The sequence below is a fragment of the Roseixanthobacter finlandensis genome (genome assembly GCF_043195105.2).
Taxonomy (GTDB): domain Bacteria; phylum Pseudomonadota; class Alphaproteobacteria; order Rhizobiales; family Xanthobacteraceae; genus NCEH01.
In genome coordinates, this window is record NZ_CM195536.1 from 3,931,489 (window position 1) to 3,949,845 (window position 18,357).

The following is an 18,357-nucleotide window of genomic DNA, read 5'->3' on the forward strand; positions in this document are numbered from 1 at the left end:
ATATTTTAGGCCGCGCCTGCGCCCCCTGCCGCATCGATCCACGCGATGCCCCAATCGTGATGCATGGCGGACGGCTTCCGCGGCCCCGCCGCGCGAACCACAGCGGTGGGCGGGCACACCCTCATCCGTCGTCACCGATGGCCGAAATCACTGCGTTCCCGGCGATAGGCTTCGAACAAAAATGCGCTTGCACGCATATGCGCATGAGCGTAAATAACCTCCATGCAGCCCGCGCTCACCCTTCTGTCGGCCCTGGCCGAACCCACCCGCCTCGCGGCGGTCCGCCTTCTGTGGGACGGGCGCGAGCATTGCGTCTGCGAACTCGTGCGCGTCCTTGGTGTCACCCAGTCCCGCATGTCGCGCCATATGGCGGTGCTCAAGCAGGCTTGCGTGGTGGTGGATCGGCGGGACGCCCAATGGGTGCGCTACCGCCGCAATCCCGAATTGCCGGCCGAGCAGGCGGCCATCGTCGATGCTGTCCTCTCAAGCCTGAACGCTTCATCAAGCAGGAGAGCGGCATGAGCGCCGACATGTCATTGACCGAGCGCAAACCGCCACGAGACGCGTCGCCTCTAGCCTGGGGGTTGGCAACGCTCGCGGCGATCGCCCTCTGGTTCGTGATCTATGCCCAGCTCTCGCCGTTCTCCCAATGGCTGGTGGCCCGCCTGACGGTGGAGCCCGGCAGCCATCTGGCCGAAGCTGTCACGTTCTTCATCTACGACACGCCCAAGGTGCTGATGCTGCTGACGCTGGTGGTGTTCGCCATGGGCGTGGTGCGCAGCTTCTTCTCCGCCGAGCGCACCCGTGCGCTGCTCGCCGGAAAGCGCGAGGGGCTCGGGAATGTGGCAGCCGCCGGCCTCGGCATCGTCACGCCTTTCTGCTCCTGCTCGGCGGTGCCATTGTTCGTCGGCTTCGTCTCCGCAGGCGTCCCCCTCGGTGTCACCTTCTCCTTTCTCATCGCCGCGCCCATGGTCAACGAAGTGGCGCTGGGCCTGCTGTTCGCGCTAGTCGGCTGGAAGGTGGCGCTGACCTATCTCGGCTTCGGCCTTGCGGTGGCCATCGTCGCCGGCTGGGTCATCGGGCGGCTGCATCTGGAAGGCTGGTTGGAAGACTGGGTGCGCAACGTGCGCGCCAGCCCGGTCGAGCTGCCGCCAAACGGCATGACGCTGGTGGACCGCATCAGGGCCGGCCTCGAGGCGGTGCGCGACATTGTCGGCAAGGTGTGGATGTGGATCATCGCCGGCATCGCGGCGGGCGCCTTCATCCACGGCTACGTGCCGGAGGACCTGCTCGCCTCCATCATGGGGCGGGATGCGTGGTGGTCGGTTCCGGCCGCGGTCCTGCTGGGCATTCCCATGTATTCCAATGCCGCGGGCATCATCCCGGTGGTGGAGGCCCTTCTGGCCAAGGGGGCGGCGCTGGGCACCGTGCTCGCCTTCATGATGGCGGTGATCGCTTTGTCGCTGCCGGAAATGATCATCCTGCGCAAAGTGCTGAGCCTGAAGCTGATCGCCGTGTTCGTGGGCGTGGTCGCAAGCGGCATCCTCGCCGTGGGCTTCCTGTTCAACGCACTGTTTTCTTAAAACAAGAAAGGCAGAAGCCATGAAAGATGTGAAGGTGCTCGGCCCCGGCTGCTCCCGCTGCGAGGCAACGGCGCAGATGGTGCGGGATGAGGCGGCCAAGCTCGGGCTCGACGTCACGGTGGAAAAGGTCACCGACTATGCGCTGATTGCCGGTTATGGTATCGCCTCGACCCCCGGCATCGTCATCGACGGCAAGGTCGTGCACGCCGGCGGTCTGCCCAAGCCGGATGATGTCGCCCGCTGGCTCGCGACGTGAGCGCCGCCATGCTGGAATACAAGGTTTGCGCGGCGCGCATTGACGCGCACGGCAGCCTCGCCCGCACCAAGGAGGCCGAGATCACCCTCGACACCGACATTGGCGGGCGCGCCGATGCATTCAACCCGGCGGAACTGTTTCTCGCCGCCATCGCCGCATGCATGATCAAGGGCATCGAGCGGGTGATCCCGATGCTGAATTTCGAGCTGCGCGGGGTGGAAGTGACGCTCCACGCGGTTCGGCAGGACGCGCCGCCGAAGATCGTCTCGGTGGATTACGAGCTGATCATCGATACGGACGAGACGGAGCAGCGCCTGGCTTTGCTGCACACCAACGTCCGCAAATACGGCACGATTTCGAACACCGTGGCGGCAGCGGCCCGACTGGACGGGACCATCCGAAGGAAGGCGTGAGCGTCGTCGGCGCGCCGGCGCCGCCAGCGCATGCGATCAGTCGTGATCCATGAAAGGCCAATCCACGACGAAACGAGACGTGGTCATCTGCGCGCCGGTGGGCACGGCGACCGGCGTACCCTTTCTGCGGTCATGCTCTGTTGGGTATCCACAAGCAGACCTTCAGGTCCACAAAGGGTCACAGCCCGTCAGCGCACCAGAGGGAGAGATCCCCGCAGTCCTGAGCCGAGCCGCATAGCCATCGCCCCCTTTGCGCCCGTTCGGATTTACGGCTCTGCCCCCTACCACCACGCTCCGGGTCTCCGGCGACTGGTCTGCGGGTTGTCCTACAACGCGTCGAGAGTGAGAGGTTGGTCGGTTCGACCATGACGGGTTGAGGGCTGGGAGAGAGGCTCCCGGCATCCGTCATGGAGAAGACAACCCATGACCCAGGTGGAGATTCTGGACGCGGTGCGCGACGGTGCTGGCGGCTACAAGGTGGATGTGAGCCGGGGCGTGCGGATCGGCCGCGTGTCCTCGGAATGGTTCTCCCGGCCCGACGACGAGCGGTACCTGTCCCTGTCGGACCTGTCCGCCGCCATATCGGGCAGGCGGAGGCGGTGTGCCGCCACTATCTCTCCGCCGGCCGGCGGCAGGGGCACTATTGGCAGGTGGGCGATGTCCGCATGCGCCCGGCCGATCGATGTTTGTGCGGCCGCGGGACAGTGCGAAAGGCCCCGCCGGCAAATGGGCCGACGCGGCGACGGGAGAACATGACGACCTCCTCGACGTGATCCGGGAAAGCCGCGGACTATCCATCTTCGCCGATGTCGTCGCCGAGGCTGAGACCTTTCTCCGTCTGCCGCAGTCGTGGCGTGAGTCCGCAGGGGCGAACTGAAGGAGAGTCCCGCCCTCCATCAATCCTGCCATTACCGCCCGACGGCTCTTCACCGCCTCTCGGCCGCTTCCGGGCACAATCGTGGAAACGTACCTGCGCAACCGTGGCATTGCGGCTTTGCATGAAACCGGGAGCCTCCGCTTTCACCCCCCCTGCTTCTATCGTTCGGATCCGCACACCCCCATCCAGCTCTTGCCGGCCATGGTCGCGGCCGTCACCGATCAAAGCGCGCGGGAATGGCCCGAAAATGGGGAGGTCAAGGCCGGTGGACACCGGGCGGGCTTCCTGCAGGGCGCGTGAGAGGTCGCTATCATCTCCTTCCCCCGACCGTTGATCGCGCGCACCAGCAGGCCTCTTCCATGGCCTGATCTGGCCGAAGGCCGGCCGTACCTCGATCGCCCATGCCGCAATGGCGGTGTCGGACTCTCTTCCCCTGGGCGTTCCGCCCTTTCCTCGCGCGACAAGAAAGTCCTCCTTGGCCATCAGGCCCCTTCGGGGTGCGCCGTCGCTCGCCTCCGGCCAACCGATCGCCATCAAGGCCGCAATCGTGCGGGCTCGGGAACGGAAGACAGAGACTTACAATGGCGACCATCAGCACCTTCAAGAAGACCGGCTCGAACGAGTTCACCGGCGAAATCGTCACCCTCAGCGTCCAGGCCAAGAATGTGCGCATCGTCCCCGACCGGCGCGCCACCGGGAGAATGCTCCCAGCCGAGATCCGCGCCGCCTGGTCCAAGCGCTCCAACGAAGGCCGCAACTACCTGGGTCTCAAGCTCGACGATCCCAGCTTCACCGCTCCGATCTACGCCAACCTCTTCGACGACGAGGACGCCGACACCTTCTCGCTAATCTGGTCCCGCCCCAGCGGGCGATGCGGCGCGTGAGCCGCCCAAGGCCCCGGCCGGATCCGGCGGAGGCCTTGATACCCAAGCGGGCCGACCAACACTGCCGCCCAATTCCCCGGCCGGGGAGATCGCGACATATTGCAAGGATCAAGGGCTTTAGCGCCATGCAGGGCTGGCTTTTCGAGCATCTAATCTGTCGCGGGACTTGGGCCGCAGTGAAGCGAAATGATCTATAAGACCACGAACAGCCATTGGATGCTGCTCAGGAATGCATCACGCCGTGTCCCCCGAAGGCCACATCCTCATCGTTGACGACGACGCCGAGATCCGGCGCCTCGCCGGCAAGTTCCTGCGCGAGCATGGGCACAAGGTCACGGCTGCGCAGGATGCCCGCGAGATGCGGGAGGCGATGGCAAGTGGCACGGTTGACCTCGTCATTCTCGACGTGATGCTGCCGGGGACGAGCGGGCTCGATCTGTGCCGGGACATCCGCCGCACGTCGAACGTGCCCATCATCATGCTGACCGCCCGCGGCAGCGACGTGGACCGGATCGTCGGGCTGGAGCTCGGCGCCGACGATTATCTGGCGAAGCCCTTCAACCCGCGCGAGCTGCTTGCCCGCATCCACGCCGTGCTTCGGCGGACGCGGCTGTCCGACCCCGCCGCAGTCAATGGCGGCACCTGCCTGACATTTTCCGGCTGGACACTCGACACCCGGCGGCGGGAGCTGACCAATCCGGAAGGCGCCATCGTCGATCTCTCCACCGGCGAATACGACCTGCTGCTGACCTTCCTTGAGCATCCCCAGCGCGTGCTGACGCGCGACCAGCTGATGGATGCCGCGAAGAACCGCATCGCCACCGGCTTCGACCGGGCGATCGACATCCAGGTGAGCCGGCTGCGCAGGAAGCTCGAATCCCACGGCGGGCCGGAGATGGTGAAGACCGTGCGCGGGACCGGCTATTTCTTCGTCCCGGAGGTGGCGCGCTCATGATCCGCGCCCTCGACAGCCTCGCCCTGCGAACGGCCGTGGTGGCGGTGGTGGGCATCGTCGTGGTCCATGTGCTGAGCCTGTGGACCTACGAACATGCCATGGAGCGCGAGCGCCATGCGGCACATGCCGTCCGCCTCGCGGACCAGATCGTGGCGCTGCGCAGGTCGCTCGCCGCGACGCCGCCGGACCAGCGCGAGGACGTCGCCCATGCGCTTTCCGGCGGCGCCATCGATGCCCATTGGGGCCGCGATGCCATGGCCGCGACGGGGCCCCACGCCGACGAGTCCGCCAAACGCCTCGCCGCCGAGGTGCGCGCGCTCGCACCGGACCTTGCGGCAGCGGACATTCTGGTTGGCGCCGGGCCCGATCCACACCTTAGCCTCGTGGCCGTGCGCCTGCCCGACGGGAGCTGGCTGAATGTGCGCCTGTTTGCCTCCGTTCCGCAGACCGCCGGGGGGCACGGCTCCCTGCTCTCCACCACGCTGATGGCGGCGGGGGTGCTGCTCCTGTCCCTCGCCATCGCCGCATGGCTCACACGGCCTTTGCGGGCCATGGCGCGCACCGTCGCGGCGCTGCCGCCGGATGCGGCGCGCATTCACCTGCCCGAGACGGGGCCGAAGGAGGTGCGGGAACTGGCCCACGCCTTCAACGGTATGCAGGCGCGCATCGCGGGACTGGTCGAGCGGCGCACCCAGGCTCTCGCGGCCGTCTCCCACGATCTACGCACGCCCATGACGCGCCTGCGCTTCCGCCTTGAGGATGTGAGCGACCCGACGCTGCGCGACGCCATCGCCGGGGATGTCGCGGAGATGGAACAGATGGTCGAGGCCACGCTCTCCTACCTGCGCGGCGAGGCGAGCGAGGAGCCCGTGCGTCCGCTCGATCTGGTGGCGCTGGTGGACACTATCGTGGACGACGCACGGGACCGGGGCCTGCGGGCCGATCTTTCGGCGCCGCCGCGCCTCGTCGTCGCGGGGCGGCTCGTCAGCCTGAAGCGGATGGTGGGCAATCTGGTGGAAAACGCGCTTGCCTATGGCGGCTCCGCGCAAGTGTCCGTCCAGGACGAGGAGACGGACGCCGTCCTGACGGTGCGGGACGAGGGACCGGGGATTCCAGAGGACCAGCTCGCGGCCGTGCTTGAGCCCTTCGTGCGGCTTGAGGCCTCGCGCAGCCGCGCCACCGGCGGCGTGGGCCTCGGCCTCACCATCGCCCACAGCGTGGCCGAGGCGCATGGGGGAACGCTGACCCTCGCCAACGCCACCGGCGGCGGCCTCATCGCCACTGTGCGCCTGCCCAAGGTCCAAGCTGAAACAAACTGATACAGAAGCGAAACGCGGCGTGACGCGCCGCGCGCTATCGCTCTCCCGTACCGGATTAGCCAGCGGACGGGTTGAGGCATGGGGCGCCATTTTTTGCGGAAAGCCGTCTTCGGCCTGTGCGGGCTTCTCGCCGGCGCGGCACTGTCCGGCCCCGCTTCGGCCCACGAAGGCCACGACCACGGTGCGCCCCCGCCGCCCCCGGTGACGACGCTCGCCCCCCGCGCTGAGGCGGCCTCGGCTGATTTCGAGCTGGTGGCGGTGCTGCGCGACGGCACCCTTACCATCCACCTCGACCGCTTCGCCGACAACGCCCCGGTGGAAGGCGCCACCATCGAGGTGGACACGCCCGAGGGCTCGCAAGCCGCGAAGCCCGCCGGGCCGGGTACCTATGCGCTGCCGGCTCCCTTCGCCGCCAGGCCGGGCGCGCACGACCTCGCCTTCACCGTTACGGCCGGCGACGCAGTGGACGTTCTTGCCGCCACCTTGACCATACCCGCCGCTCCAACATCGTCCGAGACGCAAGCCCCGGCGGTGCTGGCGCAGCTCGGCGGTCCGCGAACCGATCTCCTTGCGGGCATTCTGGCGGGCCTCCTCATCGGTTTCCTGGCCGGGGCGCTGGTCATGTCCCGGCGGCGGGCGGGCGCGCTCCTCGTCCTCGGATCGCTCGGCGTCGCTCTGATCGGCGTCCCTCAGGGTGCATGGGCGGCGGGCATGCAGCCACCCGCCAGAGATGCTGCCCAGCGCCTCCCCGACGGCTCGGTGATCGTGCCCAAGCCGACCCAGCGCATCCTCGGCGTGCGCACCCTGGTGACCGCTGCCGGCACCTTTGCCGGCACGGTGGAACTGCCTGGCCGCGTGGTGCCGGACGCCAATGCGAGCGGCCTCGTCCAGACCGCCGTGGGCGGACGCCTCGCGCCGCCGGAGGGTGGCTTCAAGCCGCTCGGCACGAAGGTCGCGGCCGGCGAGATCCTCGCTTATGTGCATCCGCCCATCGGCGCCTCCGATCTCAAGGACCTGGAGCAGCAGGGCTACGAGCTGGACCAGCAGATCGCCATCGTGAAACGGCGCTACGAGCGGCTCTCGGCCATCCCGAACGCCGTCACCCGCCGCGAGGTGGAGGAAGCGGAAATCGAGCTGAAGGGTCTTCAGACCCGCCGCGCCAGGCTGGAACGGGTGCAGCGCGAGCCGGAGGCCCTGCGCGCGCCGGTGTCCGGCGTCATCGCCACCGCCGATGCGGTTGCGGGGCAGATGGCGGACCCGAATACGGTGGTGTTCCGCATCGTCGATCCCGGCCGGCTGTGGGTGGAGGCGCTCGGCTTCTCGCCGGATGCCGGGCTGTCCGGTGCCACAGGACGCCTGCCCGACGGGCGGACCGTGGCGCTCGCCTTCGTGGGTGCGGGGATATCCGACCGGGCCCAGGCACTTCCCCTCCTGTTTTCTGTCGCCTCGAATACCGGGGAGCTGCGCCCCGGCCAGTTCCTGACAGTCTTCGCGGAGGCCGGCGCCCCGCGCACGGGCATCGCCATCCCTCGCTCGGCGGTGGTGCGCGGGGCGAACGGCCAGCCCATCGTCTATGAGCACGTCAGCGCCGAGCGCTTCATGCCGCGCGAGGTGAAGACGGCGCCCCTCGACGCGTCCCGCGTGCTGGTGCTGGCGGGTCTCGCGCCCGGACGCCGCATCGTGACCGATGGCGCCGAACTCCTCGACCAGATCCGCTGAGGCCGGCGATGTTCACGGTCCTCGTCACCCAGTCCCTGCGCAACCGATTGCTGGTGCTCGCGCTCGCGCTCGTGCTGGTGGTCTACGGCGCCTATGCGGTCACGCGGCTGCCGGTGGACGTGCTGCCGGACCTCAACCGGCCCACCGTCACCATCATGACGGAGGCGGAAGGCCTCGCCCCCGCCGAAGTGGAGCAACTCGTCACCTTCCCGTTGGAAACGGCCATGAACGGCCTGCCCGGCCTCGTCCGCCTGCGCTCGGTCTCAGGGGTGGGGCTCTCGGTCATCTATGTGGAATTCGACTTCGGCACCGACATCTTCCGTAACCGCCAGCAGATCGCGGAACGCCTCGCTCTGGTGCGGGACCGGCTCCCGGCGAACGTCGCCCCGCAGATGGGCCCCATCAGCTCCATCATGGGCCAGGTCCTGATGTTCGCCGTCACCAGCGACACCGCCACGCCCATGGCCGTGCGGGAGGCGGCGGACTTCGTCATCCGCCCGCGCCTGCTCGCCATTCCCGGCATCGCGCAGGTCATTCCCATGGGCGGGGAGGTGCGGCAGTTCCGCGTCGCGCCGGACGTTTCCGCCATGCGTGCCTACGGCATCACGCTCGATGTGCTGGAAAAGGCGCTCTCCCAGTTCGGCACCAATTCCGGCGGCGGCTTCGCCGATCAGGGCGGCCGGGAATTCCTCATCCGCAACATCGCCCGCACCCTCAGCCTCGACGACCTGAAAAACCTCGTCCTGCCGCGTCCCGCCGGCGGCAGCGTCTTCCTCCACCAGATCGCGCAGGTGGACTTCGCGGCGCGGCTGAAGCGCGGCGAAGCCGGCTATATGGGCGAGGCCGCCGTCATCTTCTCGGTGGAGAAGCAGCCGGAGGCGGACACCCTCGCCCTCACCGGTGCAGTGGAAGAGGCGGTGGCCGACCTCAACCGCACGCTGCCCGACGGCATCCGCATCTCACCGCCGGTGTTCCGGCAGGCGGACTTCATCGCCGCCTCCATCGGCAATGTGGAGAAGGTGCTGCTGGAAGCCATGGCGGTGGTGGCGGTGGTGCTGTTCCTGTTCCTTCTCAACTGGCGCACCACCGTCATCTCGCTCACCGCCATCCCGGTGTCGATCCTGGCCACCGCCATCGTGTTCCATGCGTTCGGCCTCTCCATCAACACCATGACGCTGGGCGGCCTCGCCATCGCCATCGGCGAACTGGTGGACGATGCGGTGGTGGACGTGGAGAACATCTTTCGGCGGCTGCGCGAGAATGCCGCCGCGGCGGCGCCCCGTCCCGTATTCGACGTGGTGGTGGCGGCGAGCCGGGAGGTGCGCTCCGGCATCGTCTACGCCACCCTCATCATCGTGCTGGTGTTCGTGCCCCTGTTCGCCCTGCCGGGCATCGAGGGGCGGCTGTTCGCGCCGCTGGGGCAGGCCTATATCGTCTCCATCCTCGCGAGCCTTCTGACCTCCATCACGCTCACGCCGGTGCTCGCCTTCTACCTGCTGCCCGCCCTCAGCAGCCATGCGGACAGGGACGGCGCGCTGGTGCGGATGCTGAAAGGTGGCTACGCGGCGTTGCTCTCCACCGCCTTCCGCCACCAACGCTTGGTGATGGCGGGAACCGCCCTCCTGTTCGTCGCCGCGCTGGCCGCCACCGCGGGCCTGCCGCGCGCCTTTCTGCCGCCATTCAACGAAGGCTCGCTCACCATTTCCATGTCGTTCCGGCCCGGCCTTTCGCTGGCCGAGAGCCACCGCATGGGCCTGCTGGCCGAGAAGCTCATCCTGGAGGTGCCGGAGGTGAAGGCCGTTGGCCGGCGCACCGGGAGGGCGGAGCTGGACGAACATGCGGAGGGCGTGCATGCCTCCGAGATCGAGGTGGACCTTTCCCCCTCCGATCGCAGCCGGGCCGAGATCACCGCCGATATCCGCGACCGCCTCGCCGTCCTGCCGGCGTCCTTCAACCTGGGCCAGCCTATCTCCCACCGGCTGGACCACATGCTCTCCGGCGTGCGGGCCGAGATCGCCCTGAAGCTGTTCGGCGACGACATCGACACCCTGCGCGCCACGGCTGAAAGCCTGCGCCAGCGCCTCGCCGCCATTCCCGGCCTCGTCGACCTGCAGGTGGAGCGGCAGGTGCGGGTGCCGGAGGTGACGGTGCGCGTGGATTACGGCCGCGCCGCCCTCCACGGCCTTCAGCCCGCCCAGGTGACCGACGCGCTGGCGCGGCTCTCCAACGGGCGCGTGGTCTCGACCCTCGTGGACGGCAACCGGCGCTTCGACCTGATCGTCCGTCTGCCGGATGCAACGCGCAGTGCCGAGGGGCTGGCCCGCCTCCTTATCGAGACGCCATCCGGTTGGGTGCCCCTTTCCGAAGTGGCGGACGTGAAGGAGACGGACGGCCCGAACCAGATCCTGCGCGAGGGCGGGCGCCGGCGCATCGTCGTGCTCGCCAACACCTCCGGCGGGCGCGACACGGCGGCCATCATCGCCGACATGCGCGGCGTGATCGCTGCGACGGCGCTGCCGGCCGGCATGTCCACGAGCCTGGAGGGGACCTTCGCGGCGCAGGAGGAGTCCATGCGCATCATCGGCGCGCTCGCGGCGGTGTCGCTGCTCCTGGTCTTCGCCCTCCTCTACAGCCGCTACCGCTCGGCACTGTTCGCGCTGGTCATCATGGGCAGCGTGCCGCTCGCCCTCATCGGCGCGGTGGTGGCCCTGTGGCTGGCCGGGCAGCCACTCTCGGTGGCGAGCATGATCGGCTTCGTCACGCTCACCGGCATCGCCGCGCGCAACGGCATCCTGAAGATCAGCCACATCATCAACCTCGCCATCGCCGAAGGCCTGCCGTTCGGCCCGGCCCTCGTGGCGCGCGGGAGCCTGGAGCGGCTGACCCCGGTGCTGATGACGGCCGCCTCCGCCGGCATCGCCTTGTTGCCGCTCATGAGCGGGGCCGAAGTGCCGGGCAAGGAGATCCTCCACCCGGTGGCCGTCACCATTTTCGGCGGCCTCGTCAGCGCCACGCTGCTCGATGCCGTGCTCACCCCCGTCCTCGTCCTTGCTTACGGCCGCCGCCCCCTCGAGCGGCTCGTGGCGTCGGCGGGCGAAACCGGCCCCACCCCAGCCGCCGCCCGCGCGGATGCCTTTTGATCGGAGCCCGACATGATCTTCCGCCCTCTTGCGCCAGCCCTTCTCGTCCTCCCCCTGCTCGCGACGCCGCTCCTCGCCCACGAGCCCAGCACCGGCCCCAACGGCGGCGTGCGCGTGGATGCCGGGCATTATCACGCCGAACTGGTGGCCGATGGGACACCTGCCGTCTCGCTCTATCTCAGCGACGGCTCCGACAAGCCGGTTCCGGCCGACGGTTTCAAGGCCAATGCCATCCTGGTGGTGGACGGCAAGGCCCAGCGCTTCTCCCTGACGCCCGTCGGCGGCAGCCGGCTGGCCGGGACTGCCCCGGTCGCCGTGCCCAAGGGTGTGAAGGGCGCCGTCCAGCTCACCGCACCGGATGGCGCCACGGCCCAGGCGAAATACTGAACTCAATCCCTGCCTCGCCTCGTCTCCCGGCGACGCACCCAGGAAGCCGACCATGACCGAACCTAAGCACCTGTCCTCCGTGTCCCGCCGCACCGTCCTCGCGGGTGGCGCCGCTGCCGGCGCGCTCGCCCTCTCCGGCGGATGGAGTCGCGTCCTCGCCGCCCCGCTCATCACCGTGGAGAGCCTCACAATCGACGTGAACGGCAAGGCGGCCAAGGTCTTCGCCGTCAAGGGCCCGACCGGCGAAGGCATCTTCGCGAAGGCGGGCGAGCGCCTCGCCGGCGCGGTGCTCAATGCCTCGCAGGCACCGGCGGTGATGCACTGGCACGGTCAGATCTTCGCCCCGACGGACCAGGATCGCGCCCGCCCCGACGGCGGCGAACTCGCGCCCGGCGGGACGGACCAAGTGGACTTTCTGCTCACGCCCGGCACCCACTGGATGCATTCCCATACGCTGAACGAGCAGCAATTGCTCGCCGCCCCCCTCGTCACCCGCGAGGCGGATGCGGGCGAGGCGCAGGACGTGGTGGTGATGCTGCACGATTTCTCATTCCGCAGCCCGGAGGAGATCCTTGCCAGCCTCGGCGGAGCGAACGCCCATGGCGGCCACGGGGCTCACGGAGCGCCCCAGCCCACGCCGGGCATGGCAGGGATGGCGATGCCGGGAATGACCCATGCCGGCCACGGCATGGGCGCGATGGATGGCGTGGGCGGCGGGATGATGGCGACGGGCCAGAACGCCGGCCACATGGGTCACGGAATGGGCGCGGGAATGGGTGGCGGCATGATGGCCCACGCCAACGACGTCGACTATGACGCCTTCCTCGCCAACCGCCGCACCCTTGCCGATCCCGAGGTGGTGAAGGTGGAGACGGGCGGAAAGGTGCGGCTGCGCATCATCAACGGCGGCACCGCCACGGCCTTCTTCATCAGCGTGCCCGGCCTGAAGCCGCGCTGCGTCGCGGTGGACGGCTCTCCCTGCGTCCCCGTCGAGGCGGAGGCCTTTCCGTTGGCCCAGGGGCAGCGCATCGACCTGCTCGTGGATATTCCGGCGGGCGGAGGAGCCTTCCCCGTACTGGCGCAGGTAGAGGCCTCACCCCGGCGGACCGGCTTGGTCCTGGCCACGGCCGGGGCTTCTGTCGCGCGCGTTGCCGAGACCGCGGACCGCCCGCAGGTCCTGCTCGACCTCGCGTTCGAAGGGCGCCTTTCCGCCGGGAAGCCGATTGCGCAGCGCAAGGCGGACAAGGTCTTCCCCATCATGCTCGGCGAGGAGGCGGGCTATCGCTGGACCATCAACGGCCGCACCTATGGTGAGGCAAGCCCCTTCGCCGTCAGCCCTGGCGAGCGGGTGGAGATGACCTTCATGAACCCCACCACCATGAGCCATCCCATGCACCTGCACGGCCACCATTTCCAGGTGGTGGGCATCGGCGGGCGCCGGATCGCAGGCGCGGTGCGCGACACGGTGATGGTGCCGCCGCACATGCCCGTCACCATTGCCTTCGACGCGGGGCCGAAGGGCGAATGGTTCCTGCACTGCCACCACCTCTACCACATGGCCACGGGCATGATGGCGGTGGTGAAGATAGCTTGATCCCGCAGAGGAGAGACCGTCATGTACTACGATCAAATGATGGGCGGCGGCATGTGGGGGATGTGGCTCTTCGGCGTCCTCGTCCTGGCGCTGGTCGTGCTCGGCATCGCGGCGTTCATCAAGTATCTCGGGCGCTGACGGCGGAGCACCGCCCGGACAGGATGAGGCTTGCGCAATGAAGACCGGCATCGCCTTCGGCCTGCTCTCCGCCGGACTGTTCGGCGCGAGCACGCCGCTCGCCAAGCAACTCCTGGGCGCCGTCGATCCCTGGATGATGGCCGGGCTGCTTTATCTCGGGGCCGGCGCTGGCCTCGCCGCCGCCCATCTCTTCCGGGTGGCGCTCCGGCTTCCCGCCGTGGAGGCGCCGCTGCGACGGGCGGACATGCCATGGCTCGCGCTGGTGATCCTCGCCGGCGGCGTCCTCGGCCCGCTGCTGCTCATGTTCGGGCTTGCCCGGACCGACGCTACGAGCGCTTCCCTTCTGCTCAATCTGGAAGGTGTGGCGACCATGGCCATCGCCTGGATCGCCTTCCGGGAGAATGTAGACAGGCGTCTCCTATTCGGGGCATTTGCCATCCTGCTCGGCGCGATGGTTCTGTCCTGGCAGGGGCGGGCGACGGTCGATCTCGGCGCCGTACTGATCGCGGCCGCGTGCCTGTGCTGGGGTCTCGACAACAATCTGACCCGTAAGCTGTCGTCTGCCGATCCCGTGCAGATCGCCATGCTGAAGGGCCTGATCGCCGGAACCATCAACCTGCTCATTGCCCTTGGCCACGGCGCGGCATTCCCGTCAGCGGGGGACGTGACCGCAGCCGCAGTGGTGGGCTTCTTCGGCTACGGCGTCAGCCTCGCCTTGTTCGTGCTCGCGCTGCGCCATCTCGGCACGGCGCGGACCGGCGCCTATTTCTCGCTGGCGCCGTTCGTGGGGGCTATTCTGGCCATCGTCTTGCTCGGCGAGGCCTTCACGCTCCAACTCTTGATCGCGGGCCTCCTCATGGGGCTTGGCCTGTGGCTGCACCTCTCCGAGCGGCACGACCACGAGCATACGCACGAAGGGTTGGAGCACGAGCACAGCCACCGTCACGACGCGCACCACCAGCACGACCATCATCCCGGCGCACCGGCCGGCGAGCCGCACGCCCACTGGCACCGGCATGCGCCCATGGTGCATCGGCACCCGCACTACCCGGACATCCACCACCGCCACGGGCACGCTCCCCGTGGATGACGCGCGACACACCTGAAAATTCTTGCGGATCGACGGTTTGTCTTGCGGGTTTCATGTGGAATGCCCGCAATGGTGACGACGGTGACACTTCTCGCGAATCCGATCCCGCCGCCCGTGATTTAGTCCTTGCCATCCGGACGCACCAGCTCTTCGTGGCTTTCGCCCAGCGCCTGGGCCAGCTCGTAAAGGGTGATGACGGTGGGGTTGCGCCGACCGCGTTCCAGACCGCTGATGAATTGCTGGCTGAAGCCGGAGCGCGCCTCGACATCCTCCTGCGTCGGGCCTTTCTCCTGACGCAGGCGCGCGAAGTTCCGGCCGACCAGCTTGCGCATATCCATGCGCAGACGGATCGCAATTTATACACTTTGAACTTATCAACCTAGCGGGTTAGCGGGCGGCAATGCCGATGCCAATCGATCATCGAGCGGCACCGGGAATGCTCCGAGCTCGCGGGCTCGCTTCACCATCCGCCGTGGTCTAGAGGGGACGAAAGCTGCGCCAGGCATGGAAACGGAGGGACATGACCGACGCGTTTGCAGACACCGTCCCAATCGCTCCCGAGCTCACCGACTACGACCGGGCGCACATCAAGCTCTACGCGCGCCTGCTCGATGCAACGGCGGATGGCGCCGGCTGGGAGGAGGTCGTCTCGGTGCTGTTCGGCATCGAGGTGGCGCATGAGCCCGAACGCGCCCGTCATGTCCATGACAGCCATTTGGCGCGGACCCGATGGGCTTGGCGAGTTGATGGGCCGGGCTCGGACCTCGGCCGGCCGCAAGTCCGCCCATAGAGGGATAGTCGAGGCGCTCGAAGGCAGCAATGCGCTGGTGCCGTACCTCAAACTGGTCGACCTGACCCTCTCCGTCCGAGGCGACTTCACCGCTAAAGGCTGGGAGGACGACACTCTGCCTCACGTCTCTGAAGTCGTGGATCACTTCGCCGACGGCGAGGAGATCGGCGATCTGGCCGTCGCGTTTCTGACATGGCCGGAAGAAGTCGAGCTGATCGCCGCCGACGTCGCCTATGCGCCTCGCACCGACAATGTCTTTAGCTTCCCGCAAGCTGAACCGAAGGTTCACATCCGACTCGGCTCGATCCATTCGGTCAAAGGCGAGACCACGCCGCGACGCTGGTGTTCGATACCTTCTTTCACGCGCACCACCTCGATGAGCTGAAGCCGTTGCTGCTCGGATCCCGGGTCGGGCGGCTTCAAGAACAAGAAGAAGGGACGCCGCTGCTGGAGGGTCCCCGTCTCCTCGGCAGGCTGAAGCTGCACTACGTCGCCATGACCCGGCCCTCGCATCTCCTATGCGTGGCGATGCGGAAAGACGCTTTCGTGTTGGAAGAGCTCGCAGTCCTCCAGGCCATGGGGTGGGCTATTATCGACTGTTGCACCGCGTATGCGGGTTCAACACCAGACCTTCCCAACGTCGCCGGCGGGTCAGCAACGGACAAACAGCGTTTGCGACCACAGGAGGAGACGCGATGATTCGCGGCCCTCTGGGAGCAGCAAGCGGAGATTCCTGACCCCTTCGATCTGCAGTGCAGGAATCGCTGCGGCCCGATCAATCGTCATCGTCCCGGTCGGGAACCCGCTCAAGACGTGCGGGGTCGAACTTCGCCTTCAGGCGCGCGCCCTGCGCGTTGGTGGCGCGGACCTTGTAGCAGCCGTCGTCGGAACGGATGGAGAGCACCGTCCAGCCCTCCGCCTCCAGCTTCTTCTGCAGTGCCTCGCGCGGCTGCCACTCGGCCAGCGGCACGTTGCAGTCACGGTCAGCCGCAGCCGGCGTCGCGGCCAGAGCGAGGCAGGCCGCAGCGAGCCACAATGCGTACCCTGGGCATCTCACCGCGCATCCTCCTTTCGCCCCGCCCCCATGAGACGCACGCCAAGCTGACAACCAGCTGAACGCAGCGGTAGATTCCCTCGCCCCTTCCGCCTCCGGCCACGCTAGATTGGCACGCAGCGCGCCGAGGTGACAGATGCGTATCCTCCTCATCGAAGACGATCCCGTCCTGGGCATGGCCGTGCGCGACCAGATCCTCGCGGACGGGCACGGCGCCGACTGGGTGACGCGCCTCGCCGATGCCGCCGATGCCGTCCATGCCGCCGCCTTCGACCTGATCCTCCTCGATTTGATGCTGCCCGACGGGCGCGGCTCCGATTTCCTCAGGAAGCTGCGCAGCGCCGGCAACGCGACGCCGGTCATGGTGCTCACCGCGCGCGACCAGATCTCCGACCGCATCGCCGCCCTGGACGTTGGGGCCGACGATTATCTGGTGAAGCCGTTCGACCTGTTCGAGCTGTCCGCGCGTATCCGCGCGGTAGGCCGGCGCTATGCCGGCAATCCCAACCCGCTGGTCACGCTCGGCGACATCGAGGTGGACCTTGCCGCCCGCTCGGTGCGGCGCGCCGGGCAAACGATTGCCCTAACGGCGCGGGAATGGGCGCTGTTCGACGCCTTCGTGCAGCGGCCGCACCAGCTCATGTCGAAGCCGCAGCTGGAGGAGCGGCTCTATTCCTTCGATGCGGAAGTGGAGAGCAATACCATCGAGGTCTATGTGGGCCGCCTGCGCAAGAAGCTGGGGGCCGACGTGATCGAGACCGTGCGCGGCATGGGCTATCGCCTCGGCACGCCGGGAGGCGGCGCATGAGCGGACGCTGGAGCCTGCGCCGGCGCCTCGGCCTGTGGCTCGCCGCGTCGGTGGCGACGCTATGGCTTGCCGCGGCCACCGTGGCGGGGCTGGTTCTGCGGCACGAGATCGACGAGGTGTTCGACAGCGCCCTCCAGGAGGTGGCCCAGCGGGTGCTGCCGCTCGCCTATTCCGAACTGCTGGCCCGCGAGGACGGCGCCAGCGCCCAGCACATGCCGCCCGTGGGCCCGCATCGGGAATACATCACCTATATGGTGCGCGATGGCGAAGGCCGCGTGCTGCTCCAGTCCAGCGACGCGGAGCAGATGGCGATTCCCGCCGGCCTCGCCCCCGGCTTTCACACTACCGCCCGCCTGCGCACCTACACGGAAGCGGCGGTGCGGGGCACCATCATCGTCACCACGGCCGAGGAACTGGACCATCGCGCCGCCGCGGTGCGGCGGGCGGGGATGGCGCTGATCTGGCCGCTCGTGGCGCTGGTGCCCATCGCCCTCGCAGGGGTCTGGCTCACCCTTCGCCTCACCCTCAGGCCGGTGCTCGCCTTCCGCCAGGCCATCGCGGAACGCGGGCGGGGCAACCTTGCGCCGGTGCCCGAACAGGGACTGCCCGAGGAGATGGCGCCCGTCGCTGGCGCGGTGAATGCGCTCATGGACCGGCTGCGCGGTGCGCTGGAGGCGGAGCGCGGCTTTGCCGCCAACAGCGCCCATGAGCTGCGCACCCCCATCGCCGCGGCCCTGGCGCAAACCCAACGCCTCATGGCCGAGCTGCCCGAAGGACCGGCGCAGGAGCGGGCACGCACCATTGCGGGGGCGCTGCGCCGCCTCTCGCGCCTGTCCGAGAAGCTGTTGCAGCTCGCCAAGGCAGAAGGCGCCGGCCTCCTCGCCGAGGCGCCGGCCCCGCTCGCCCCGGTGCTGCGCCATGTCATTGACGACCTCGACCGCCAGAGCGCGCGGGCCGGCGACATTGCCTTGACCATCGCGGCGGACGGTGGCCCCGTTAGCGACCTTGACCCCGACGCCTTCGCCGTGCTCGCGCGCAACCTCATCGAGAATGCGCTGAAGCACGGAACGCCCGACACGCCCGTCCATGTCCGCCTGGATGCGGACCGGCTCGAAATCTCCAACCACGGCGCCGCCGTGCCCGCCGAACGGCTCGCCATGCTGTTGCGCCCGTTTGAGCGCGGGCCGACCGGGGCGGACGGCTCCGGCCTCGGCCTCGCCATCGCCGCCGCCATCTGCCGCGGCGCGGGGCTCACTTTGGAGATTGCCTCGCCGATCCCGGGCGCGGCGGACGGCTTCAGCGCCATCGTGCGCTTTCCAAAGGCATTCCGATCCTGACGGGAAGCTGAAC

At 68.3% G+C, this 18,357-nt stretch carries 18 protein-coding genes and 2 pseudogenes; 18 read left to right on the forward strand and 2 right to left on the reverse strand.

From position 1 onward, the window contains the following. The first annotated feature begins 222 nt into the window (after positions 1–222). From V5G24_RS18515 to V5G24_RS18580, 14 genes and pseudogenes are all read left to right on the forward strand, one after another. Positions 223–522, forward strand: coding sequence for an ArsR/SmtB family transcription factor (locus V5G24_RS18515; protein ID WP_394085687.1), 300 nt, complete (start codon positions 223–225; stop codon positions 520–522). Beyond that, on the forward strand, positions 519–1,583 hold the full coding sequence (locus tag V5G24_RS18520; RefSeq protein WP_394085686.1) for a permease: 1,065 nt from the start codon (positions 519–521) through the stop codon (positions 1,581–1,583). Before V5G24_RS18515 ends, V5G24_RS18520 begins: the two co-directional genes overlap by 4 nt. A 19-nt stretch (positions 1,584–1,602) precedes the next feature. After that, entirely contained in the window at positions 1,603–1,839 is a 237-nt protein-coding gene (locus V5G24_RS18525) for a thioredoxin family protein (protein WP_394085685.1), read from the forward strand. 8 nt (positions 1,840–1,847) lie between these two features. Further along, a complete protein-coding gene (locus V5G24_RS18530; RefSeq protein WP_394085726.1) occupies positions 1,848–2,252 on the forward strand; it encodes an OsmC family protein in 405 nt (134 codons plus the stop codon). A gap of 423 nt (positions 2,253–2,675) precedes the next feature. Continuing rightward, a pseudogene (locus V5G24_RS18535) lies at positions 2,676–2,852 on the forward strand (DUF932 domain-containing protein); the annotation flags it as partial. Continuing rightward, positions 2,774–3,363: pseudogene (locus tag V5G24_RS18540) on the forward strand (DUF7146 domain-containing protein); the annotation flags it as partial. The pseudogenes V5G24_RS18535 and V5G24_RS18540, both read left to right, overlap by 79 nt. 347 nt (positions 3,364–3,710) lie before the next feature. Next, positions 3,711–4,013, forward strand: coding sequence for a DUF736 domain-containing protein (locus V5G24_RS18545; protein ID WP_394085684.1), 303 nt, complete (start codon positions 3,711–3,713; stop codon positions 4,011–4,013). 229 nt (positions 4,014–4,242) lie between these two features. Continuing rightward, a complete protein-coding gene (locus V5G24_RS18550) occupies positions 4,243–4,968 on the forward strand; it encodes a response regulator (RefSeq protein ID WP_509292258.1) in 726 nt (241 codons plus the stop codon). Continuing rightward, complete coding sequence (locus V5G24_RS18555; protein WP_394085682.1) at positions 4,965–6,287, forward strand: ATP-binding protein; 1,323 nt, start codon at positions 4,965–4,967, stop codon at positions 6,285–6,287. Before V5G24_RS18550 ends, V5G24_RS18555 begins: the two co-directional genes overlap by 4 nt. Positions 6,288–6,365: 78 nt before the next feature. Further along, positions 6,366–8,006, forward strand: a complete 1,641-nt coding sequence (locus V5G24_RS18560) for an efflux RND transporter periplasmic adaptor subunit (protein WP_394085681.1) — start codon at positions 6,366–6,368, stop codon at positions 8,004–8,006. Between the two features lie 8 nt (positions 8,007–8,014). Then, entirely contained in the window at positions 8,015–11,146 is a 3,132-nt protein-coding gene (locus V5G24_RS18565; protein WP_394085680.1) for an efflux RND transporter permease subunit, read from the forward strand. Between the two features lie 12 nt (positions 11,147–11,158). Then, positions 11,159–11,533, forward strand: coding sequence for a hypothetical protein (locus V5G24_RS18570; RefSeq protein ID WP_394085679.1), 375 nt, complete (start codon positions 11,159–11,161; stop codon positions 11,531–11,533). Positions 11,534–11,585: 52 nt separating this feature from the next. Continuing rightward, positions 11,586–13,127 carry a multicopper oxidase family protein gene (locus tag V5G24_RS18575; protein WP_394085678.1) on the forward strand — a complete coding sequence of 514 codons (1,542 nt, stop codon included), beginning with the start codon at positions 11,586–11,588 and terminating at the stop codon, positions 13,125–13,127. 175 nt (positions 13,128–13,302) lie between these two features. After that, positions 13,303–14,355, forward strand: a complete 1,053-nt coding sequence (locus tag V5G24_RS18580; RefSeq protein WP_394085677.1) for a DMT family transporter — start codon at positions 13,303–13,305, stop codon at positions 14,353–14,355. A 119-nt stretch (positions 14,356–14,474) separates the two neighbouring features. Here V5G24_RS18580 and V5G24_RS18585 read toward each other — a convergent pair whose 3' ends face one another. After that, complete coding sequence (locus tag V5G24_RS18585) at positions 14,475–14,693, reverse strand: helix-turn-helix domain-containing protein (RefSeq protein ID WP_394085676.1); 219 nt, start codon at positions 14,691–14,693, stop codon at positions 14,475–14,477. Positions 14,694–14,875: 182 nt separating this feature from the next. On the opposite strand from V5G24_RS18585, the gene V5G24_RS18590 reads away from it, so the two are divergent. Together V5G24_RS18590 and V5G24_RS18595 are read left to right on the forward strand one after the other, a co-directional pair. Beyond that, positions 14,876–15,145, forward strand: coding sequence for a DUF2285 domain-containing protein (locus V5G24_RS18590; protein ID WP_394085675.1), 270 nt, complete (start codon positions 14,876–14,878; stop codon positions 15,143–15,145). Then, a complete protein-coding gene (locus tag V5G24_RS18595) occupies positions 15,102–15,530 on the forward strand; it encodes a hypothetical protein (RefSeq protein ID WP_394085674.1) in 429 nt (142 codons plus the stop codon). Before V5G24_RS18590 ends, V5G24_RS18595 begins: the two co-directional genes overlap by 44 nt. Positions 15,531–15,920: 390 nt before the next feature. Here the strand turns inward: V5G24_RS18595 and V5G24_RS18600 are convergent, their stop codons facing one another. Beyond that, positions 15,921–16,202 (reverse strand): PepSY domain-containing protein, encoded by a 282-nt coding sequence (locus V5G24_RS18600; RefSeq protein WP_394085673.1) that lies wholly within the window; start codon positions 16,200–16,202, stop codon positions 15,921–15,923. A 133-nt stretch (positions 16,203–16,335) separates the two neighbouring features. Here V5G24_RS18600 and V5G24_RS18605 point away from each other — a divergent pair, with 133 nt between their 5' ends. Next, positions 16,336–17,007, forward strand: coding sequence for a response regulator (locus V5G24_RS18605; RefSeq protein ID WP_394085672.1), 672 nt, complete (start codon positions 16,336–16,338; stop codon positions 17,005–17,007). Continuing rightward, entirely contained in the window at positions 17,004–18,344 is a 1,341-nt protein-coding gene (locus V5G24_RS18610) for a sensor histidine kinase (RefSeq protein ID WP_394085671.1), read from the forward strand. Before V5G24_RS18605 ends, V5G24_RS18610 begins: the two co-directional genes overlap by 4 nt. The last annotated feature ends 13 nt before the right edge of the window (positions 18,345–18,357 follow it).